General features: G+C 37.9%; 17 protein-coding genes and 3 pseudogenes. 2 read left to right on the forward strand and 18 right to left on the reverse strand.

Annotated elements, in window-relative coordinates:
- Positions 1–2: 2 nt before the first annotated feature.
- The 10 genes from STRINF_RS08330 to STRINF_RS08375 form a co-directional block, all read right to left on the reverse strand.
- On the reverse strand, positions 3–782 hold the full coding sequence (locus tag STRINF_RS08330) for an energy-coupling factor transporter transmembrane component T (RefSeq protein ID WP_006532670.1): 780 nt from the start codon (positions 780–782) through the stop codon (positions 3–5).
- Positions 779–1774: a cobalt transporter CbiM gene (gene cbiM / locus STRINF_RS08335; RefSeq protein ID WP_006532671.1), complete on the reverse strand. Its 996-nt coding sequence runs from the start codon at positions 1772–1774 to the stop codon at positions 779–781. The genes STRINF_RS08330 and cbiM overlap by 4 nt, the downstream gene beginning before the upstream one ends.
- Before the next feature lie 2 nt (positions 1775–1776).
- On the reverse strand, positions 1777–2622 hold the full coding sequence (locus tag STRINF_RS08340; protein ID WP_006532672.1) for an urease accessory protein UreD: 846 nt from the start codon (positions 2620–2622) through the stop codon (positions 1777–1779).
- Position 2623: 1 nt separating this feature from the next.
- Complete coding sequence (ureG, locus tag STRINF_RS08345; RefSeq protein ID WP_043878435.1) at positions 2624–3238, reverse strand: urease accessory protein UreG; 615 nt, start codon at positions 3236–3238, stop codon at positions 2624–2626.
- 15 nt (positions 3239–3253) lie between these two features.
- Positions 3254–3967 (reverse strand): urease accessory protein UreF, encoded by a 714-nt coding sequence (locus STRINF_RS08350; RefSeq protein WP_006532674.1) that lies wholly within the window; start codon positions 3965–3967, stop codon positions 3254–3256.
- The gene (ureE, locus tag STRINF_RS08355) at positions 3957–4409 is read right to left on the reverse strand and encodes an urease accessory protein UreE (protein ID WP_006532675.1); all 453 of its coding nucleotides are present in this window, start codon (positions 4407–4409) and stop codon (positions 3957–3959) included. The genes STRINF_RS08350 and ureE overlap by 11 nt, the downstream gene beginning before the upstream one ends.
- Positions 4410–4485: 76 nt before the next feature.
- Positions 4486–6207 carry an urease subunit alpha gene (ureC, locus tag STRINF_RS08360; protein ID WP_006532676.1) on the reverse strand — a complete coding sequence of 574 codons (1722 nt, stop codon included), beginning with the start codon at positions 6205–6207 and terminating at the stop codon, positions 4486–4488.
- 15 nt (positions 6208–6222) lie between these two features.
- Positions 6223–6546 (reverse strand): urease subunit beta, encoded by a 324-nt coding sequence (locus STRINF_RS08365; RefSeq protein ID WP_006532677.1) that lies wholly within the window; start codon positions 6544–6546, stop codon positions 6223–6225.
- A 13-nt stretch (positions 6547–6559) separates the two neighbouring features.
- Positions 6560–6862, reverse strand: a complete 303-nt coding sequence (locus STRINF_RS08370) for an urease subunit gamma (RefSeq protein ID WP_006532678.1) — start codon at positions 6860–6862, stop codon at positions 6560–6562.
- A 116-nt stretch (positions 6863–6978) separates the two neighbouring features.
- Complete coding sequence (locus STRINF_RS08375) at positions 6979–7494, reverse strand: AmiS/UreI family transporter (RefSeq protein ID WP_043878466.1); 516 nt, start codon at positions 7492–7494, stop codon at positions 6979–6981.
- Positions 7495–8073: 579 nt separating this feature from the next.
- On the opposite strand from STRINF_RS08375, the gene STRINF_RS09740 reads away from it, so the two are divergent.
- Both STRINF_RS09740 and STRINF_RS08385 read left to right on the forward strand, forming a co-directional pair.
- Positions 8074–8439 (forward strand): phage head completion protein, encoded by a 366-nt coding sequence (locus tag STRINF_RS09740; RefSeq protein WP_052294212.1) that lies wholly within the window; start codon positions 8074–8076, stop codon positions 8437–8439.
- 41 nt (positions 8440–8480) lie between these two features.
- Positions 8481–9152, forward strand: coding sequence for a Fic family protein (locus STRINF_RS08385; RefSeq protein ID WP_006532681.1), 672 nt, complete (start codon positions 8481–8483; stop codon positions 9150–9152).
- A 330-nt stretch (positions 9153–9482) separates the two neighbouring features.
- Here the strand turns inward: STRINF_RS08385 and STRINF_RS08390 are convergent.
- The 8 genes and pseudogenes from STRINF_RS08390 to STRINF_RS08425 all read right to left on the reverse strand — a co-directional run bounded on the left by STRINF_RS08390 (position 9483) and on the right by STRINF_RS08425 (position 17612).
- Positions 9483–10207: pseudogene (locus STRINF_RS08390) on the reverse strand (glucosaminidase domain-containing protein).
- A 129-nt stretch (positions 10208–10336) separates the two neighbouring features.
- Positions 10337–11847: pseudogene (locus tag STRINF_RS08395) on the reverse strand (zinc ABC transporter substrate-binding protein AdcA).
- A 129-nt stretch (positions 11848–11976) separates the two neighbouring features.
- Positions 11977–13374 (reverse strand): C69 family dipeptidase, encoded by a 1398-nt coding sequence (locus tag STRINF_RS08400; RefSeq protein ID WP_006532685.1) that lies wholly within the window; start codon positions 13372–13374, stop codon positions 11977–11979.
- Between the two features lie 18 nt (positions 13375–13392).
- On the reverse strand, positions 13393–14304 hold the full coding sequence (gene whiA / locus STRINF_RS08405; RefSeq protein ID WP_006532686.1) for a DNA-binding protein WhiA: 912 nt from the start codon (positions 14302–14304) through the stop codon (positions 13393–13395).
- Positions 14301–15278, reverse strand: coding sequence for a YvcK family protein (locus STRINF_RS08410; protein ID WP_006532687.1), 978 nt, complete (start codon positions 15276–15278; stop codon positions 14301–14303). The genes whiA and STRINF_RS08410 overlap by 4 nt, the downstream gene beginning before the upstream one ends.
- Positions 15275–16165, reverse strand: coding sequence for an RNase adapter RapZ (gene rapZ / locus STRINF_RS08415; protein ID WP_006532688.1), 891 nt, complete (start codon positions 16163–16165; stop codon positions 15275–15277). Before rapZ ends, STRINF_RS08410 begins: the two co-directional genes overlap by 4 nt.
- Positions 16158–16928, reverse strand: a pseudogene (locus STRINF_RS08420) (DUF1003 domain-containing protein). Before STRINF_RS08420 ends, rapZ begins: the two are co-directional and overlap by 8 nt.
- A gap of 72 nt (positions 16929–17000) precedes the next feature.
- On the reverse strand, positions 17001–17612 hold the full coding sequence (locus STRINF_RS08425; RefSeq protein ID WP_043878436.1) for a TetR/AcrR family transcriptional regulator: 612 nt from the start codon (positions 17610–17612) through the stop codon (positions 17001–17003).
- Positions 17613–17671: the final 59 nt, after the last annotated feature.

Here is a 17671-nt window from a genome sequence, read left to right on the forward strand (position 1 = left end):
AGTTATCCCTCTAAAATAATCAAAACTGAAAGCAAAAGACAAATAACAATAACGGCATAATCCACTAGAAGCAGTCGCCTCTTACTATCATAATATTCTCCTGTAAAGCAACGCGCTTCCATGGCATGTTGCAGCTCCTTACCATACTCAACAGCCTTAATATACAGCATACCCCAGATATTACTGCCTACTTGAAATTTCAGATACCTGCCAACAGCTCTCGCTTCAATAGCTTTTAAAATAGCTACAAGCATTTGTCCAAAGATATAAATATACTTAACAGTAATATCCAATTGTAGCAAAACCAGATCTGGAAAACGTAATTTTTTCAAGGCTGCTAATAGATCCGTCATCGTCATTAATTCTGAATAGCTAGCAACCAAAAAAAGAATCAAAGGCATTCTCAGCAAGAAAACAAATGTTGCTCTTCCCCAAAAAACAGCCGGTAAATACAGAATCAGGGGAGGGATTAATAAGAAAAAGGTTTTCTTCAAAATAGCCATCATGCTGTCATAGGGCAGCACTGCCACAAAAGTACCCAGCAGAAGCGCCAAAATCCAGAAAAAAAGAATATTATCAAACAGACTAATTGTTAATAAGAAGATAAAGAGAATTAAGAGCCAAGAGACAGGATGCAAAAAAGAAGTCACCATCAAAACAGGTTTATTTCTAAATGTTCGTAAAACCGCAGCTAAGACTCCCCGATTGCGAATTAAGAAATGTTCTCTGCCACTATGTACAGCTATGCTTTTATCTTCTGATAACCAATTAGGAAGTTTCATTTCACCATCTTTCTATGAAAAATAATACGATAAATAATAAAGAAAATTAGTACAGCGCTCAAGGCACAAAGAATATAACCAATTACTTCAGGAAGGCCTGAAATACGATAGTCAGACAATAAAGCGCTGAAAGACCAACCTTTAGCCATACCAGCTGGAGCTGCTTGATGAAGATGATACTGAGATAAGTTCTCTACCAAACTTTTTAAGTCCCATTCAGCAAAAGCATCGCCTGTCGCTAACAATCCCAGTGGCGTCAAACTAATCATGGCAGCAATTAAAATCAGCAAATAGCTAATTTTTGAATCTTTTCGACTTTTATTTGAAAGTGCTGACTTCATCTCACCCTCTTGCAGCTTGTGAACAAATTGGCAGACTCCCATGGTAAAAAAGCCTTCAACAAATCCAATCAAAAGGTGAGTCAACCCCATGGCCGAAACAGTCACTGCTAGGGGATAAGGATTATAAAGAGGATTGCCGTTGCTGTCCTTGAACAAAAGAGGTTGAATACCCAATAAAACAGCCACTGCCAAAGCAGCTACATTAATTCCTAGGTAACCTCCTAAGAAGGCACCTAGTGCTTGATGCTTTCCTTTGTAGGTAATCAGTTTATAAATGCCATATCCTGTAAAAGGCATGAGAAAAGCCATTGTAAAACAGTTAGCCGCTAGTGCTAGAATACCGCCATCTCCAAAAAGGAAGGCCTGCATTGACAGAGCCACACTTATTGAGAGAGTAGCGGTCCAAGGATCCATTAAAATGGCAATCAAAACAGCACCTACCGCATGAGCTGTTGTACCGCCGGGAGCCGGTAAATTAAACATCATAATGAGAAAGGACAGTGAGGTTGTAATCCCCAGCATAGGAACTATCTCCTTGTCCTCCTTAACTTTTATTTCAACCTGTTTTACCGCCCTGTACCAAACTGGAAGCATAATGGCTCCCATGGCCGCACAAGTGGCTGGGCTTAAGTAATTCTCTGGAATATGCATAATCAGCGTCTCCTATCATTTTTGCGTAAATTCAATTCTGGCAGATTTTTGATGTTCCTTCTAAAATAATTGACACAAGCCATCATTATTTTTCTGTTCTCTTCACCCTTATAGCCAAGAATTTTAACAGCTATCCCAGAAGCAGATAATTCCGAAATTCCAAATTCAGAAACAAAGGATTCTTTTTCCAAATATTTCCGAAGGCCAGCAACAAAAACGCTATCAATCTTATCTGAAACAATCACCAAATTATTGTAATTAGTATAACCTTCAAAATAACCCAGCTGCGTCATATCTTCTTTCTTGGGTTCTAACAGCATATTATCGTGAAAAATCAGCTTTCCATCTTGATAAATTTGTGTTAGTGAATGAAAATAATCATAAGGGAAAAAGCTTTCATCTCCCGACCAACCGGCCGTTATTCCATCCGAATAAATCAGTTCTGCTCCCTTATTGAGATAAAATTGATTTTTCTGAAAGTAGCGAGAGTTGACATAGGGAATAATTTCATCTGCCAAATACTCCAAATAAGAGCCTTCTTGTAAAGTTGCTTGAGTTGTCTGCTGTGTTAAGCCGCCAAATTTTTCACACTTAAAGACATAAGTGGGCGCCTGAGTTGTTACCAAGGCTTGTGCTTTATTCCCTAAATCAAGAATTATTAGGTAATTTTCGCCTTCAAGAAAGCCGCCACCCATATTAATTAAGAAATAATAAGGGATAAGAGACTGTTTCTGCGACGTATCTGCCGAAACTCGCGAATTGCCTTCGTAAAACTTTTTATGAGTAATCGTCCGTCCATTTCGTTCTAAAAAACCTAGATGGACAAGACCATCATATTGCTCAGTCATTTTATAAACCCTCTAAGAGAAAATGCTTACGCACCCAATTTTCAACTTCTTTAACATTTTCTGCATTATTTAAATTAGTAAAAACGAAGCTATCTTCTTGACGAAAATGCAGAGTATCTTCCCGCATACGATCGAGATTAGCTCCAACATAAGGAGCAAGATCTGTTTTATTAATGAGGAAGAGATCACTCTTAATCATTCCCTGGCCCGCTTTACGCGGAATTTTTTCTCCTTGGGCGACATCAATGATGTAAATTGTGAAATCGACTAAATCTGGACTGAAAGTCGCTGCCAAGTTATCACCGCCGCTTTCTAAAAAGATAACATCTAAATCATGATTAAAACGTTCTTGCAGCGTTTCAATGGCTTCAAAATTCATAGAAGCATCCTCACGAATAGCCGTGTGAGGACAGCCGCCAGTCTCGACACCAATAATCCTATCTTCACCAAGATTAGAGTTTTTAGCCAAAAAGAGGGCATCTTCTTTGGTATAAATATCATTTGTAATAACAGCCAAGTTTAAATCCGACATTCGGCGGGTTAAACGTTCTACTAACAAAGTCTTGCCTGAACCGACAGGTCCGCCAATCCCAATAACAACTGTACGTTTTGCCATATTCATTCCTCTTTTCTAAGACATGAAAAGCCTAAAAATCTGTGTTTCATGCTTGACCTGCGATAACTCTATTCCAGGAGTATTTACGCCCAACAAAGAAGCATCACAAGTACTAATTTCCTGATACAATGTTTCCAAAATTGGAAAGGTATTTTTTAATATATCCTGACCTGCAATCTGACCAAGCGGTATTGCACGTACAGCATTTTGAACCATAGTTGAAACGATGCTATAGCCGTATAACATCAAAGCTTCTTGAGCATTCAACCCCTTGAAATAAGTGTACAGAGCAAAGACAATCCCGGGATTGCCATAACTCTTGCCCTGACGAATACGCCTTTGATAGTCTGCCAATAAGTCTATCTCATGCAAATGTTGAATGAGTTTGAGCATCTGCTTGGCAATCATTTTAGTTCCATCACGAGTTTCACGCGCCTGAGAGGACATGGTGAGAATACTGTCGTATTCCCAAACCAATTCTAAATGTCCTTCTTTTAAAGCACGATAAATCAATTCAATAACCAGACCTTCACCATATTTAAACTGTGTTTTAAGATAGGTATCCTGCCACATTTCAAAACCTTTGGCATCATGAATCTTCTCTTCTCTCAGGTAATTTTCCATGCCAAATGAATGATTGAAGGTTCCAATAGGAAAAGTCGAATCACAAACCTGAACTATTTCTAAAAAATCACTGGTCCTTATATTAGATAATGTTTTAATGTTCATGGGCAGTCAAATTAACGTGACGAAGCGGTTTATCAAGAACAACTTCTTCAATCGTATAAGCAATATCCTTTTGAGTCAGTACTTGTTCCACCACTGGGTCTACTTCCAAATAAATCTTAGCATTTTTAACCTCAATTGGTTTATGGGTATTTCCCAAAATATGAGCAGTAATTCCCATCTCATCCATATCTTTTGGTGAAATGACAATCAAATCTTGAGATTCGACACCAATAGCCAAAACATGGTGATCGTCAATGAAAAAAGCGGAACCATTCTGTAACTTCTCGCCTTCATCCAGACGAATCCCAAATTCATTTCCGTGATCGCTTTTAACACGAATAATTTTTTTATTTAAATCATCACTTGACAAAGTCACTGTCTTAATATGATATTTATCCACGTCTAAATCTTTGACCAGTGCATCTACTTTTGTAAAAATCATACATTCCTCACTTTAGTTAAAAAATAGAAAAGAGGTCGAAATCAATTCTCTCAGCCTCTTATCAAGAGTCACTATCTTAAAACAAGAAGTAACGTTGCGATAAAGATGTCGTTTCAACAGGGTCACAAGTGACCACTTCGCCATCAATGGTAACATCAAAAGTCAATGGATCAACAACAATCGTCTTAGGTGTATAATCGTTCAACTTCATATCACGTTTGGTGATATTGCGTGTATTATGCACTGGTAAAACAATTTTATCAAGTCCAATTTCTTCTTTAATACCATGATCATAAGCATATTGCGACACAAAGGTAATATTGGTTTCATGGACAGCTTTACCATAAGCGCCATAGAGTTTCCGCATAAGGCGTGGTTGAGGCGTTGGCAGACTAGATCCTGCATCTCCCATGACACCATAAGTTAACATACCGCATTTCAACACCAATTTAGGCTTTGCCCCAAACTTATCTGGTTCCCAAATAACAAGATCGGCATATTTTCCAACCTCAACAGAACCAATATAATCTGATACCCCGTTTACAATGGCAGGATTGATGGTATATTTGGCAACATAACGTTTAATCCGATTATTGTCATTATAATCTGAATCTCCTTCTAAAGGACCTCTTTGTGTTTTCATCTTATCAGCCAACTGCCAACACCGCATAGCTACTTCACCAATACGTCCCATAGCCATAGCATCTGAAGTCATCACACTAATAGCCCCCATATCATGCAAAACATCTTCTGCCGCTACCGTTTGTTTACGTACGCGAGATTCTGCAAAAGAAACATCTTCTGGGATTTTAGGATCTAAGTGGTGACAAACCATAACCATGTCAAGCAGTTCACCGATAGCATTTGTTGTGTAAGGATTGGTTGGATTGGTTGATGATGGCAAAATATTATCTTTACCAACAGCAATCATAATATCTGGAGCATGTCCTCCACCGGCTCCTTCTGTATGAAAGGTATGAACAGTGCGACCTTGGAAAGAAGACAAAGTATTTTCCATGAAACCACCTTCATTTAAGGAGTCCGTATGAACAGCAAAGGAAACATCATACTTGTCAGCTACTTTCAGAGAATTATCAATCCCTGCATAAGTTGCTCCCCAGTCTTCGTGAGTTTTGATACCAGCAGCACCGGCTTCAATTTGCTCAGAAATAACCTCTGGAACAGCACCGCTTCCTTTTGCTAAGAAACCAAAGTTAGCTGGCATATTGTCTACAGATTGAAGCATACGATGAATGTGAAACTTCCCCGGTGTGCAAGTTGTCGAATTGGTTCCTTCCGCCGGTCCTGTACCACCACCAAAAAGTGTTGTAATACCATTATCCAAACCAAACTCAGGAAGATCTGCTGAAATATAATGGACATGTAAATCCAGTCCGCCAGCAGTTACAATTAACCCTTCGGCTGAAATAGCTTCGGTGCTAGAACCTACAACAAAATCAATGTTATCCATATTATCTGGATTACCGCCCTTACCAATGGCAACAATTTTACCATCTCTAATACCAATATCCGCTTTAATAATACCAGTATAGTCAATAATGGTAGCACCGCTAATGATAGTATCAACAACAAAAGGATTGTCTTCTCTGCATTCCGTGGCATTGACCCCCATACCGTCACGTAGCACTTTACCACCGCCATACATACTTTCTTGACCATAAACAGTATAGTCTTTTTCAACTGCAGCAAATAAATTTGTATCTCCCAGACGGATGCTATCTCCTACTGTCGGTCCAAAAATTTCTGCATATTCTTCACGTTCCATTTTAAAGCTCATGATATTTCACCTCTTCTATCTCGCCTGTTCATCCAGAAAACCATTGACTTTGTTATTGAAACCAAAAATACGACGTTTTCCTCCAAAATCAATCAAATCAACCGTTCTTGTTTCCCCCGGTTCAAAACGAATAGCTGTTCCAGCAGCAATATCCAAACGTTTTCCCCAAGCTTTTTCACGATCAAAACGTAAACCTTGCTCATTAGCTTCGTAAAAATGGAAATGCGAACCAACCTGAACAGCACGATCACCCACATTTTTGACTTCAATCAAAATACTGTCATAGCCTGCATTATAGTCAATAGGCTCTTTCGCTAAATGATATTCACCTGGAATCATATTTACACCTCACTTATTGGATTGGATCATGAACAGTAACCAATTTTGTACTGTCTGTAAATGTCGCCTCAACCTGAATCATGGGAATCATTTCTGCAATACCTTCCATACAATCTTCACGTGTAATGAGAGTTCTTGCCTCATCCATAAGCTGAGCTACCGTTTTTCCTTCACGCGCTCCTTCAACAACATAATCTGTAATCAAAGCAACACATTCTGGATGGTTTAACTTAATTCCCTTATCTTTTCGCCGTTGAGCAATCATAGCCGCAAGGCTAATCATCATTTTTTCTTGTTCTCGCATTGTTAGTTGCATCTTTTTCCTCCTTATAATTATTGTTGAATAGAACCGATTTTAGACAAGCTGACAAAATCAGACAGCAGTAAGTAGGGCCAGCCAAAGTCAACAATGTAGCAAATCAGTTTCAAATCCTACCATTTACCAATTAACATTAAAAATCCCGGTATCCAAGCTGTGACAATTCCTTCAAATATAGCTAAGTAAGGAACGAATTTCCCGAGATTTTTTTTCAAATTAATCTCAATAAAAGCTGTTAACCAGAGGCCGCCCCAAAGCCACCAGATAATTCCATATAAAGCATTGCCGCCATAACCAGATATTAAGCAAAGCAAACCAGCAGGAATAGAATTAAGAGCCACAAACAAACTGAACCAACCATATAGGCGTTGGTCAAAGTCAAAAATCGTGTTGATGGCTGTATAAAGGTAGGTAAAGGCAAATAAGAGTCCCGTCGCACTGCCATAAAACCATTCGGCACTTTGTCCTGTCGCATTTCCATAAGCAATGGCAATAAGATTTAAAATCAGCCCCAGAGCACCTGTAAAGATATTCATAACAACATTTGATTTATCGGAAATACCTTCCAAACGATAGAGACCGTTACTCATTAAGACCATGCCGACATACAAAAGAATAACACCAAGCATCATAAGTTCCTCCTTTTTAATAGTTATTATCTTACTACTTCAAAAATAGAAAATCAAGCAATTTTTTGAATTTTTTGAATTTTTTTAATATTTCATGAAAACTATGTTAGGTTTTCTAACATAGTTTTTGCTATATTCTTTTCCAGCCAAAAAGCAAGAAGAAAGACACAAGTTATCTTCTTGGTATGAAGAAGGCATTGAATTATAAATACCCGTAATTCAGAATATAGTCTAATAAGATAACAAACAACAAATAGGGTGGCAAAGAGATAAAGAAAAACTATATATGATTGCAATCGTATCGAGGAGATATGCTCACACATGACTTGTCGAATGAATGGGAGTACCCAAATTAATTGTCTTAACCAATATTTAAAGCGACTTCTTTCAAGGATTCAGCCACAAGAAAATAGTTGCAGGTTCTATAAAAGTATCGTTGCGATTTGATTCCTAACTCATCTAAAAAATAAAAAAATAAAAACAGTTTTTTCACTATTCTATATTTTTGAAAATAAGACTTTTATGCTATAATGTTTCCTAAAATACCACTTATATTTTTTGAAAGGAGAAACGCAAGGAATGATTAAAAAGAAATCTTTTAAAAATAATTCCACTCATAACGGAACTTTAAGAACTTCAGTCACCTTTAAACACCCCTCATTGTCTGACGATGTTTTTGAAAGTATTCAATTACAAGATGAAGGATACACTTGTTGGGCTGAAATTTCAGATGCAGAACAACGGGATTATAACTTGCTGCGCGAAACAAATTCACAAGAAACACTCACGTTGAAAATTCGTGACCCATTAAGTACATTTCAACCTAAAAATTCAGATGTAGTAATCGTAAACGACCAAAGACATAATAATGAGTTGTGGAATGTTATAAACATCAAACCAGATTTTTATAATCGGAAATTTTTAACCGTTACCTTAGCAAAATAAAAACAGTAAAAACGGTTATATAAAATAACGGAGTTCACAACATGACATATACGCAAGATTATTTAGATGATGTTTTAGTAAGAATCGCTTATCATTCAAGCGGTATCGAAGGGAACACTATTTCACTACCTGAGACAGTCAGCATCATCTTAGAAAGTAGTTTGCCAACAAGTAGAAAAAGCATTAGGGAATTTTATGAGATTGAAAATCATAAGCAAGCCTTTTCCTATATTCTTGACCTATTAGGGAATGAACAATCATTAAAAATAGGGCAAATTCAAGATATACACGCGCTATTAGTGGACCGCCTACAACATGACCGCGGACAGTTTAAAAGCCAGCAAAATGCTATTATAGGAGCGGAGTTTAAGACCACAACCCCTACAGAAACCCCTATACTAATGCGCCAATGGGTGGAAAATACCGCCTATAGATTAGACATTGCCACTAGCGAACGCGAAAAGCTAGAAACGTTAGCTGATACGCATATACAATTTGAACGTATTCACCCCTTTTCAGATGATAACGGACGGACAGGGAGATTAGTTTTAATGTATTTAGCTATGAAATATTTAAAAGCCCCTGTTATTATCTCAAAAGATATTAGGGCAGACTATATGGAACTACTAGCCCAACAAGATATAACGGGACTTGCTAATGTGTTAGGAAAGTCTTTAGAGACTGAACGAGAACGAGTGCAATACTTCCAATAAAAAAGAAGGTCTGGAAACCAACTTTTAATTATTCATATCACTGTATAAAAAATCATACTTTTTATTCTATCACTTGGGCGAGCAAACCTAAAATAAGTAACGTTTTTAGTAACGTTTGATGATAATTATATATAAATGTTGATTATACATTTTATCGCCATTACTATATTTACCAATGTTTTTTATCTATTGAAGGTTATCAACATATCAAGAGGGATAAAATACGGTTTCACAAAATAATAAACCGCATTTTACTACAGAAAAAACCAACTCTATTAAGAGCTGGTTTTTTTGTTATATAAAAGACGTTAACTTGAAAACTAACGTCTTTTAACTAATATATGCTATCCACGCTTCATCTTCTGCTAAGATGTCTTTACTTGTATATGATCCGCGGTACTTATTCCAAACATGATTTGGGTCAGTTGTCTGTTCACTATTTGTCTGATTCTCTTCTTCAACAACGACAGGGTCATCATATGTTGTTAAACCGTACTGCTCAATTAGTGCATTTAATTTATCAGCATATGCTGTATCTGTTGCATATCGACCTGTGAGTGCTGCTGTTGCATCCTGATAAGATGTGGTATTTGATTTCCAGGTATCTGCATAAAGATCCCAACTTAACAAATTAGCATAATCATTAAGCGAATCTGACAAGCTATTATAGGAACGAAAATCTTGGTCGACCTCGTAAGTGTAGCCACTACCATCATCTTCCCATGTCTGCATGGTCACTGAATTGCCATTGTAAGCTCCCTTAATACCAAAAAATTATAATAAGGTTGCTGACTAAGTGCGGATTGACCACTATTTGATTCTAAAACAGCTTGTGCAATCATCACTGAAGCATAAAGATTTCGTTCTTGACCAATTTGTCGAGCTATTTCACCAATACTTGCGATAAAATCTGCCGTTGCAGTTGGCGAAACCTCACCAGACTCAGCAATCACTGCGTGAGCAGCGTGACGAAATGTGAGATTAATCCCAAGAGTAATGCAAGTAACTAAGGTCGAACAAGCTAAAAAGAATTTCGTAACTTGTTTTTCTTTCACGTGGCCTCCTAAAATGTAAGTGCTATCTTGTTTCAATTATAACAAAGATTTCAAGGACTGACAACGTACGAAATTTCATCATCATACAATCAAAAAAGGTCTGAATCAAATGATTCAAACCTTTTAATCTTAATGAGCAACAAGATCTTGAGCAATTTCTTGACCTGATTTGCTTGCTGGGAAGTAAGTTGGCCAGTTATCCATTTCTTTTAGAATAGCTTTTTGGCTAGTGCTCCCCCAGAATAAGTGGAAATGCTCTGCTTTTGTTGATGAAATGTTGTGATCACTAAATTGAATGTACTTAAAGTCACCAGCATTATCATCTTTTGCTTCAAATAAGTAACGAACACCACGATTCCTTTTTCGTATTTCAAAATTTTGTAACCTACATATTTGTAAATGTACTTGTGTTCTTCACCGTTTTGAACGAATGTAACAGTGTTTTTCTTACCGTCAATAATGATTTTTTCAACATCAGTTTTGTAACCAGTTGTGTAATAATCTTTGACTTCTTGGGCTGTTTCTTCACCTTTTGAGGCATCTGCCTTATATTCCCAAACCTCATCAAGTGTCCCATCAAGCAGATATGGGTAAACAGATTGCCATGTTCCTGACCAATCTGTTAGTTTACGGTCAGTGACGTCTTTATCTTTAAAATAACCGTGCTGAACCGTTTTAGTATCGTCTGTTTCAGCCTTAATTTCTTTACCTTTAACGTCTGTTGTCAATCGCAAAGCTTTTAAGTTATCTTTCATCACAGTGAAGTAATCTTCGCCTGCTTTAATTTCTTTTGTCGTCAAACTTTCAAGCGGATTTAGCACAGCAGTTTTAACTCCAGCTTCGTCTGCTAAAGTTGCTGCAACTTTGCTTGAAGCATTTTCTTCAAAGTAAATGTATTTGATGTCGTATTTTTTGACATATTTTGTAAGGCTTGCTAGACGTTTGGCTGAAGGTTCAGATTCAGCTGATACACCAGTAATTGGAATTTGGTTCAAGCCGTAATCAAGTGCTAAGTATCCAAAAGCAGCGTGCTGAGTAACAAAACTTTTTTGCTTAGCATTTGATAAAGCATCTGAATACTTTTTATCTAAATCATTAAGCTTTTCAATGTAAGCTGCACTGTTAGTCTTAAAAGTTTCAGCTTTATCAGGATATTTCGCCACAAAAGCATCACGGATATTTTCAACCAATGTGACAGCACGTTTTGGTGATAACCAGACATGTGGGTCATACTCATGACTATGCCCTTCATGACCTTCTTCCTCTTCTTCAGCAGTGCCAGCCATCAAAAGCATATCACCAGTAGATTTGACAACAGTTAAATCATCAGAATTAATTGATTTTTGAACTTTTTTAACCCATGTTTCCATGCTATCATCCATATAAACAAACATGTCAGCATCAGAAATCGTTGCGACATTTTTTGTAGATGGTTCAAAATCATGTGGCTCAGTTCCTGCTTTAATCAGCATCGACACATCGGCTGAATCTCCTGTGACAGCTTTGGTGAACTCATAGACAGGATAAAAAGTTGTCACAACTTTAATCTTGTCATCTGCTGAAACTTCCTTGATATGGCTAACTTGCCATGCAAACAAAAGTGCAAGTAAATTTATGAACAAAAGAAATTTCTTCTTCATGATGGCTCCTTTTCTTAACTAGTTAAGTTAATAGTTTACCAGTAAAGTATATCTAAACTTTTAGTTTTTTGCAAGCATTTTTTGCTTAAAAAATAAAAATCCCTTGAAAAACTTCAAGGGATTGAACGATTAGTCACTTACTGAGAAACGGTTTGTCATGAGATTGCTTGCATCAAAAAGAATTTTATTCAAAAGATTTTGAGTTTCTTCTTGGATGTAATCACTCATAGCTTGGTTTTCAGCATCGAAATCGACACTTTCACCATTTGCCAAAGCACAATCAACACGTTTGATGCGTGCATGTCCTGCTGCCATTGTTTTTTCAACATAGGCTTCAATATCACCTTCGTGTTGGTGGAAATGTGGATCAGCAATCGCAGCAATCAAGCGGTTTGCCCAGTAGAATGAATCTGTTGAAACATTTTCGCCAGTATTTGCAAAATATTCTGGTGTTGTAGAAATTTGAGTAAAGAATGGCACCATTGTTCCAAAAGGCATTGAGCCATATGCCAACCATTGGATACCTGTTGTGTCGTGTGGTTGATCTGGACGCAATTGAAGAATAGCTGTTTGGCTTGTGCGGTTGATACCGATTGTACGGAAGGTACGTTGGCTAACAGCATCACCTTCTGGTCCATATGGGTCAAATTCAGTATCTTGATAATGATTGCTCAAGACATATTTCACATCTTCGACAGTAATTTTGCGGTATGGTTTTTGTGCCCATGGGATAAAGAAACTGCGTGGGTCTTGTTTGATTTCTGGATTCAAGAAACGTTGCATTGCCCAAGCACGTGGAGTGTTATAATGACGGTCTTTATCACGTTGACTACCAAAGGCATAACGAGGATTGAAATGTTCGTTTGAATAAGTCAAATCCAAGTTATTATCATCAATAAAGTCACGCAAATCGCTTGAACACATGTAGTCATCTGGGTTATTAAATTCAAAGTGGTCAATTCCAAGTTGGTTAGGATTTGTCACGTAGCAATCATCTGGCACACGGCGAGCAATCCAGTGGTGACCACCGACTGTTTCCAACCACCAAATTTCATCAACGTCTGAAATAGCAACACCATTTGATTCATAAGTACCGTATTCTTCAAGAATCGCACCAAGACGTTTTACACCTTCACGCGCTGTACGGACATATGGAAGCACCAATGTTAACATATCTTCTTCACTGATACCTGATTCAACGAGCGGATCAGCACCCAAAACACGCGCATTTGTTGTGATTGTTTCTGTCTCGCTCATCGCAACATTAGCTTCGTTGATACCTGCTTCACCCCAAATACCATCTTTACGCAAAGCATCAGGCACTGAAGTGTAGCGCATTGGATTGTCTGGCAAATCGATTTCAAATGAAGATAAAACTGATTTATAGTGACGTGGTTGGTCTTCTGGATTAACCACGATAAATTGTTTCGGTGTAAAATCACCACTTTGTGAATCTTCTGTACGGGCAATCATTGTTGAGCCATCATAAGACGCTTTTTTGCCGACGAGAATTGTAGTACATGCCATAGCAAATATTCCTTCTTTCTATAATTCATTTGCAATTTTATTGATTTTGCGAAGTCGGTGGTTAACGCCACTCTTCGTTAGGGTGCCTTCCAAGTGGTCAGCAATCTGCTGGATTGAGTAGTCTGGGTTCTCAACACGGATTTTTGCAACTTGCTGAAGCTCGATTGGAAGTGTTTCAAGACCAATAGTATCCATGATTTTGATGATGTTATTGATTGTCTTCATGCTGGCTGTTACTGTCTTTACGATATTAGCAGTCTCAGCATTATTAGCACGATTGACATCATTACGTGTCTCACGCATAATCTTGACTTCCTCAAAAATCTCTTTACATTCCATGGCACCAATGACAATCAAGAAATCCATGATATCCTCAGCTTTTTGAAGATAGGTCACTGCACCATTTTTATGCTCAATAACCTTGGCATCAAGGATAAATTTTCGCATCAAGTTAGCCAAATCTTCGGCGTGGTCCTGATAAACAGAAAAAATCTCTAGCTGATATTTCCCTGATTCAGGGTCACGAATAGTTCCCGTTGCAAGAAAGGCTCCGCGCAAATAAGCACGTCCCTTGTCGTCATCATCTAAAATCGTTGGGGTAATCCCCATCTCAATACCAAAGAATGAGTCTGCCAACTGCAAGTCTGTCAAAATTTCTCTGACATTCTCAGCAACAAAAACGTTATAAACACGATTCTTACGGAGATTTGTCTTTTGGTGATATTTGATTTCAGGTTGAACATGATAAATGGTTTCAATCAACTCGTAAATATGACGAGCAACTTTGGCATTTTCGGTTGTGATAGACAAGGTCAAACCTGAAGAAGTTAATCCCAAACTTCCTGACATTTTGATAATCGCTGACAACTCGCTCTTATCAAATCGCGATAAATTCAACAATTCTTCTTTAACTTTTACTGTAAAACTCATCGCTTCTTAATCCTCACAAGGTCCATTAATTCTTGAACGACATAGTCGCCATTGTGAAAAGCTCCGCCATTTTCCAAACGAAGAAAATCTGATGAAATCACGCGCTTAACTTGCTTACGAAGTCCCGCAAAATCATGCTCAACTTGAACCAAATATTCGTCAAACTTATTGTAATCCATGTAATCTTGCGGCACTTTTTCGATGTTGACAAGAACGGTATCAATCACGTTTTCACCGAGATGTCGATTAAGCACTTCAACGTGATTAGCATCTGTGAAATGCTCGGTCTCGCCGTACTGTGTCATGATGTTACAAACATAAGCAACCTCAGCATCCGTTTCAATTAAAGCTTGCTTGATTTCTGGAATCACTAGATTTGGCAAAATTGATGTAAATAAAGAACCAGGTCCAAGCACAATCATGTCGCTATTCATAATAGCATTGACGACTTTACGACTGGCTGTTGGCTCTTCATTGTTATAAGTATTGGTGACGTAGACATGGTCAATCATGCCTTTGTAATCAGCAATATGACTTTCTCCTGCCACCTCATGACCATCTTTAAAAACAGCATGCAAGGTTAATGGATTTTCACTTGCTGGGTAAATTTTCCCAGTAACGTGAAAAAATTTTGTCAAAATCTGCATAGCGCTGTAAGTAGAGCCTTCCATTTCAGCGATTCCTGAAATAATAAGGTTTCCAAGAGGGTGGCCAGCAAGCGGACCATCTCCTTCAGCAAAACGATATTGAAAGACTTTTTCGTAAAACTTAGGCATATCACTCATAGCCACGAGGACATTCCTAAGGTCTCCTGGTGGTGTCAATTGCATGACCGAACGCAAAGCTCCTGAACTACCGCCATCATCAGCGACCGTTACGATGGCTGTAATATCGACTTCTTCATGCCTTAAACTATTTAAAATAACAGGAATTCCTGTTCCTCCACCGATAACGGTAATTCTAGGTTTTCTCATGAACGGTTCACAGTCTCCTTGCGACGATTTTTATCACGATGAGTTTCATTAACCACCCAATCCGCTTTAAGGTCTTCAGCCAAGCGATGAGCAAAGGCAACACTTCGGTGTTGACCACCTGTACACCCAATAGCAATGGTCAATACAGATTTTCCTTCTTTTTTGTAGCCTGGCAAAATAGGTTTAATGAGATCAATCAAATGTTGGTAGAAATCTTCTGATTCCTCATGATTCATGACATAATCATAAACATCTTTTTCCAGACCTGTTTGATTGCGAAGTTCTGGTTTGTAGTATGGATTTGGCAAGAAACGTACGTCAAATACCAAGTCTGCATCGAGTGGCAAACCATATTTAAAGCCAAAACTCATAACCTCAATACGGAAAGATACTTGATTTTCATCACTTGAAAATTGTTCAGAAATAGTTTTACGCAATTGACGTGGTGTCAATTCTGTCGTATCAACAACATTCTGACTCAAGTTTTTCAAAGGTGCCAAGAGTTCACGTTCTAACTTGATACCATCCAAAATACGACCATCAGCAGCTAATGGATGACTACGACGTGTTTCTTTGTAACGTGCCACAAGCTCACCATCTGTAGCATCCAAGAATAAAATCTTGAAATCAATTTTCGGATTAGAATCAATTTTATCAAGGACTGAATTAATTTCATTGAAAAAGAGACGACTGCGCATGTCAACAACAAGAGCAACACGATTATTGTCACTTGTTTTTTCAACTAATTCAATAAATTTTGGCACCAAAGTCGGTGGCATGTTATCGATGGTAAAATACCCTAAATCTTCAAAGGATTGAATAGCGACTGTTTTACCAGCACCGCTCATCCCAGTTACAATAACTAAGTTAATCTCTTTATCAGGCATTTTCTTCGCTCCTTCTCATTTTTTCAATTTGCCCCACTAAACGTGCCTGTTCTTCCTGCATACTCACTAGTTGTTTTGTCAAAGAAGCTAACATTTCCGTTTGTAATTTCTGAATTTCTAGTAAATCCGACTGATCTTGCTGAACTAAGTGATCCAATTTTGTATGTAACAATCGAATGCCTTCTTCTGATACCTTGTTAACATTGTAATCATTCTTAGCTTGCAGACGATCATAGTCAGAAGCACGGTTCTGGCTCATCATAATCAAAGGGGCTTGAGTCGCTGCTAGCGTTGACAAGACGAGATTTAACAAAATAAATGGATATTTATCAAATACAATGCCAAAAGGCTTCAAAACATTCAAAGCCATCCAAGCTCCCATAAAGCAGATGAAGGTAATAATAAAGGTCCAAGACCCACCAAAACGAGCCACATCATCCGCAATTTTTTGTCCAAATGTGATCTTTCTGTCCAATTGGTCTTGGACATCTAAAGCTGTATAACCTTGGTGCTTAGTCGCGTCGTAGACAGCTTCACGGACGTAGTCATTTTTACGATTAGCTTTATCGATAATCTCCTCTAAAAAAAGAAGACGGTAATAAGTCAGATTCTTATGGCTAATAAAGGCACCACTAGCAATATCAGGATGCTACTTTTTGATAATCTCTTGTAATCTAATATCCAGAGAATCGATGATAACTCCCTCTTCAATTGGATAATCGCGATGATCAATGCTATCTTGCATTAGCTGTTTTTGACTCATAAGATCCTTCTTTCTGTCTGTTCCATTATACCAGAAATAAAACAAAAAAGCTGACTTCTCAGCTCTTTTCTACTAATCTTCTCGGTCGATGATGACACCCATAACGGTAAGGTGCCCGTTACTAACCAAGGTCAAAACCAAGCGGGCTAATTCTTTTGCTGGCATTGAAAAATTTGACTTAATCCACCAAAGTAAAGTCCCTGAAAAAATACTGGTCAGATAGGCTACGATAAATTCTGTTGGCACTTGCTCGCCAGATTCAGTGACATTTAGTTTTGCAAGCAAATGGTCGTATTTTTCATGTACCAAACTTCCAAATTCTTCTTGCATGACTTCCTGAGAGATGCTTTTTAGAACAATTTTAGCAATCGCAGCATTTTTTTCCAATCCATGATAAAACTCCGTTAAAAGTTTCTCAGCTCGCTTAACTTTTACACGTTCACCGTTTGTAATCTGTGCTGCATCAATCATGTCAGACATTTGCTCTAGAACTTGTTGTTGAATACCTTTTTGAAGGTCATCTTTATCAGCATAGTGAGCATAAAAGGTGGCACGATTAATCATAGCCTCATCAGCAATATCTTGCACTGTAATTTTCTCATAAGGTTTCTCGCTGAGAAGTTTGGCAAAGGCATCAAAAATCAATTTTTCTGTTCTCAAATAGCGAATATCAGTAAATTTCACAGCGACACCTCCCGAGATAAACAACAGATTGTCGGGAATGTGTTGCTTAAACAACACAA

Origin of the sequence: Streptococcus infantarius subsp. infantarius ATCC BAA-102, from assembly GCF_000154985.1 — a bacterium.
GTDB lineage: Bacteria > Bacillota > Bacilli > Lactobacillales > Streptococcaceae > Streptococcus > Streptococcus infantarius.

Bases quoted from the DNA above. Each gene is read 5' to 3' on its own strand.
- STRINF_RS08330 (WP_006532670.1), bottom strand. From the start codon at position 782: ATGAAACTTCCTAATTGGTTATCAGAAGATAAAAGCATAGCTGTACAT.
- cbiM (WP_006532671.1), bottom strand. From the start codon at position 1,774: ATGCATATTCCAGAGAATTACTTAAGCCCAGCCACTTGTGCGGCCATG.
- STRINF_RS08340 (WP_006532672.1), bottom strand. From the start codon at position 2,622: ATGACTGAGCAATATGATGGTCTTGTCCATCTAGGTTTTTTAGAACGA.
- ureG (WP_043878435.1), bottom strand. From the start codon at position 3,238: ATGGCAAAACGTACAGTTGTTATTGGGATTGGCGGACCTGTCGGTTCA.
- STRINF_RS08350 (WP_006532674.1), bottom strand. From the start codon at position 3,967: ATGAACATTAAAACATTATCTAATATAAGGACCAGTGATTTTTTAGAA.
- ureE (WP_006532675.1), bottom strand. From the start codon at position 4,409: ATGATTTTTACAAAAGTAGATGCACTGGTCAAAGATTTAGACGTGGAT.
- ureC (WP_006532676.1), bottom strand. From the start codon at position 6,207: ATGAGCTTTAAAATGGAACGTGAAGAATATGCAGAAATTTTTGGACCG.
- STRINF_RS08365 (WP_006532677.1), bottom strand. From the start codon at position 6,546: ATGATTCCAGGTGAATATCATTTAGCGAAAGAGCCTATTGACTATAAT.
- STRINF_RS08370 (WP_006532678.1), bottom strand. From the start codon at position 6,862: ATGCAACTAACAATGCGAGAACAAGAAAAAATGATGATTAGCCTTGCG.
- STRINF_RS08375 (WP_043878466.1), bottom strand. From the start codon at position 7,494: ATGCTTGGTGTTATTCTTTTGTATGTCGGCATGGTCTTAATGAGTAAC.
- STRINF_RS09740 (WP_052294212.1), top strand. From the start codon at position 8,074: ATGATTAAAAAGAAATCTTTTAAAAATAATTCCACTCATAACGGAACT.
- STRINF_RS08385 (WP_006532681.1), top strand. From the start codon at position 8,481: ATGACATATACGCAAGATTATTTAGATGATGTTTTAGTAAGAATCGCT.
- STRINF_RS08400 (WP_006532685.1), bottom strand. From the start codon at position 13,374: ATGGCATGTACTACAATTCTCGTCGGCAAAAAAGCGTCTTATGATGGC.
- whiA (WP_006532686.1), bottom strand. From the start codon at position 14,304: ATGAGTTTTACAGTAAAAGTTAAAGAAGAATTGTTGAATTTATCGCGA.
- STRINF_RS08410 (WP_006532687.1), bottom strand. From the start codon at position 15,278: ATGAGAAAACCTAGAATTACCGTTATCGGTGGAGGAACAGGAATTCCT.
- rapZ (WP_006532688.1), bottom strand. From the start codon at position 16,165: ATGCCTGATAAAGAGATTAACTTAGTTATTGTAACTGGGATGAGCGGT.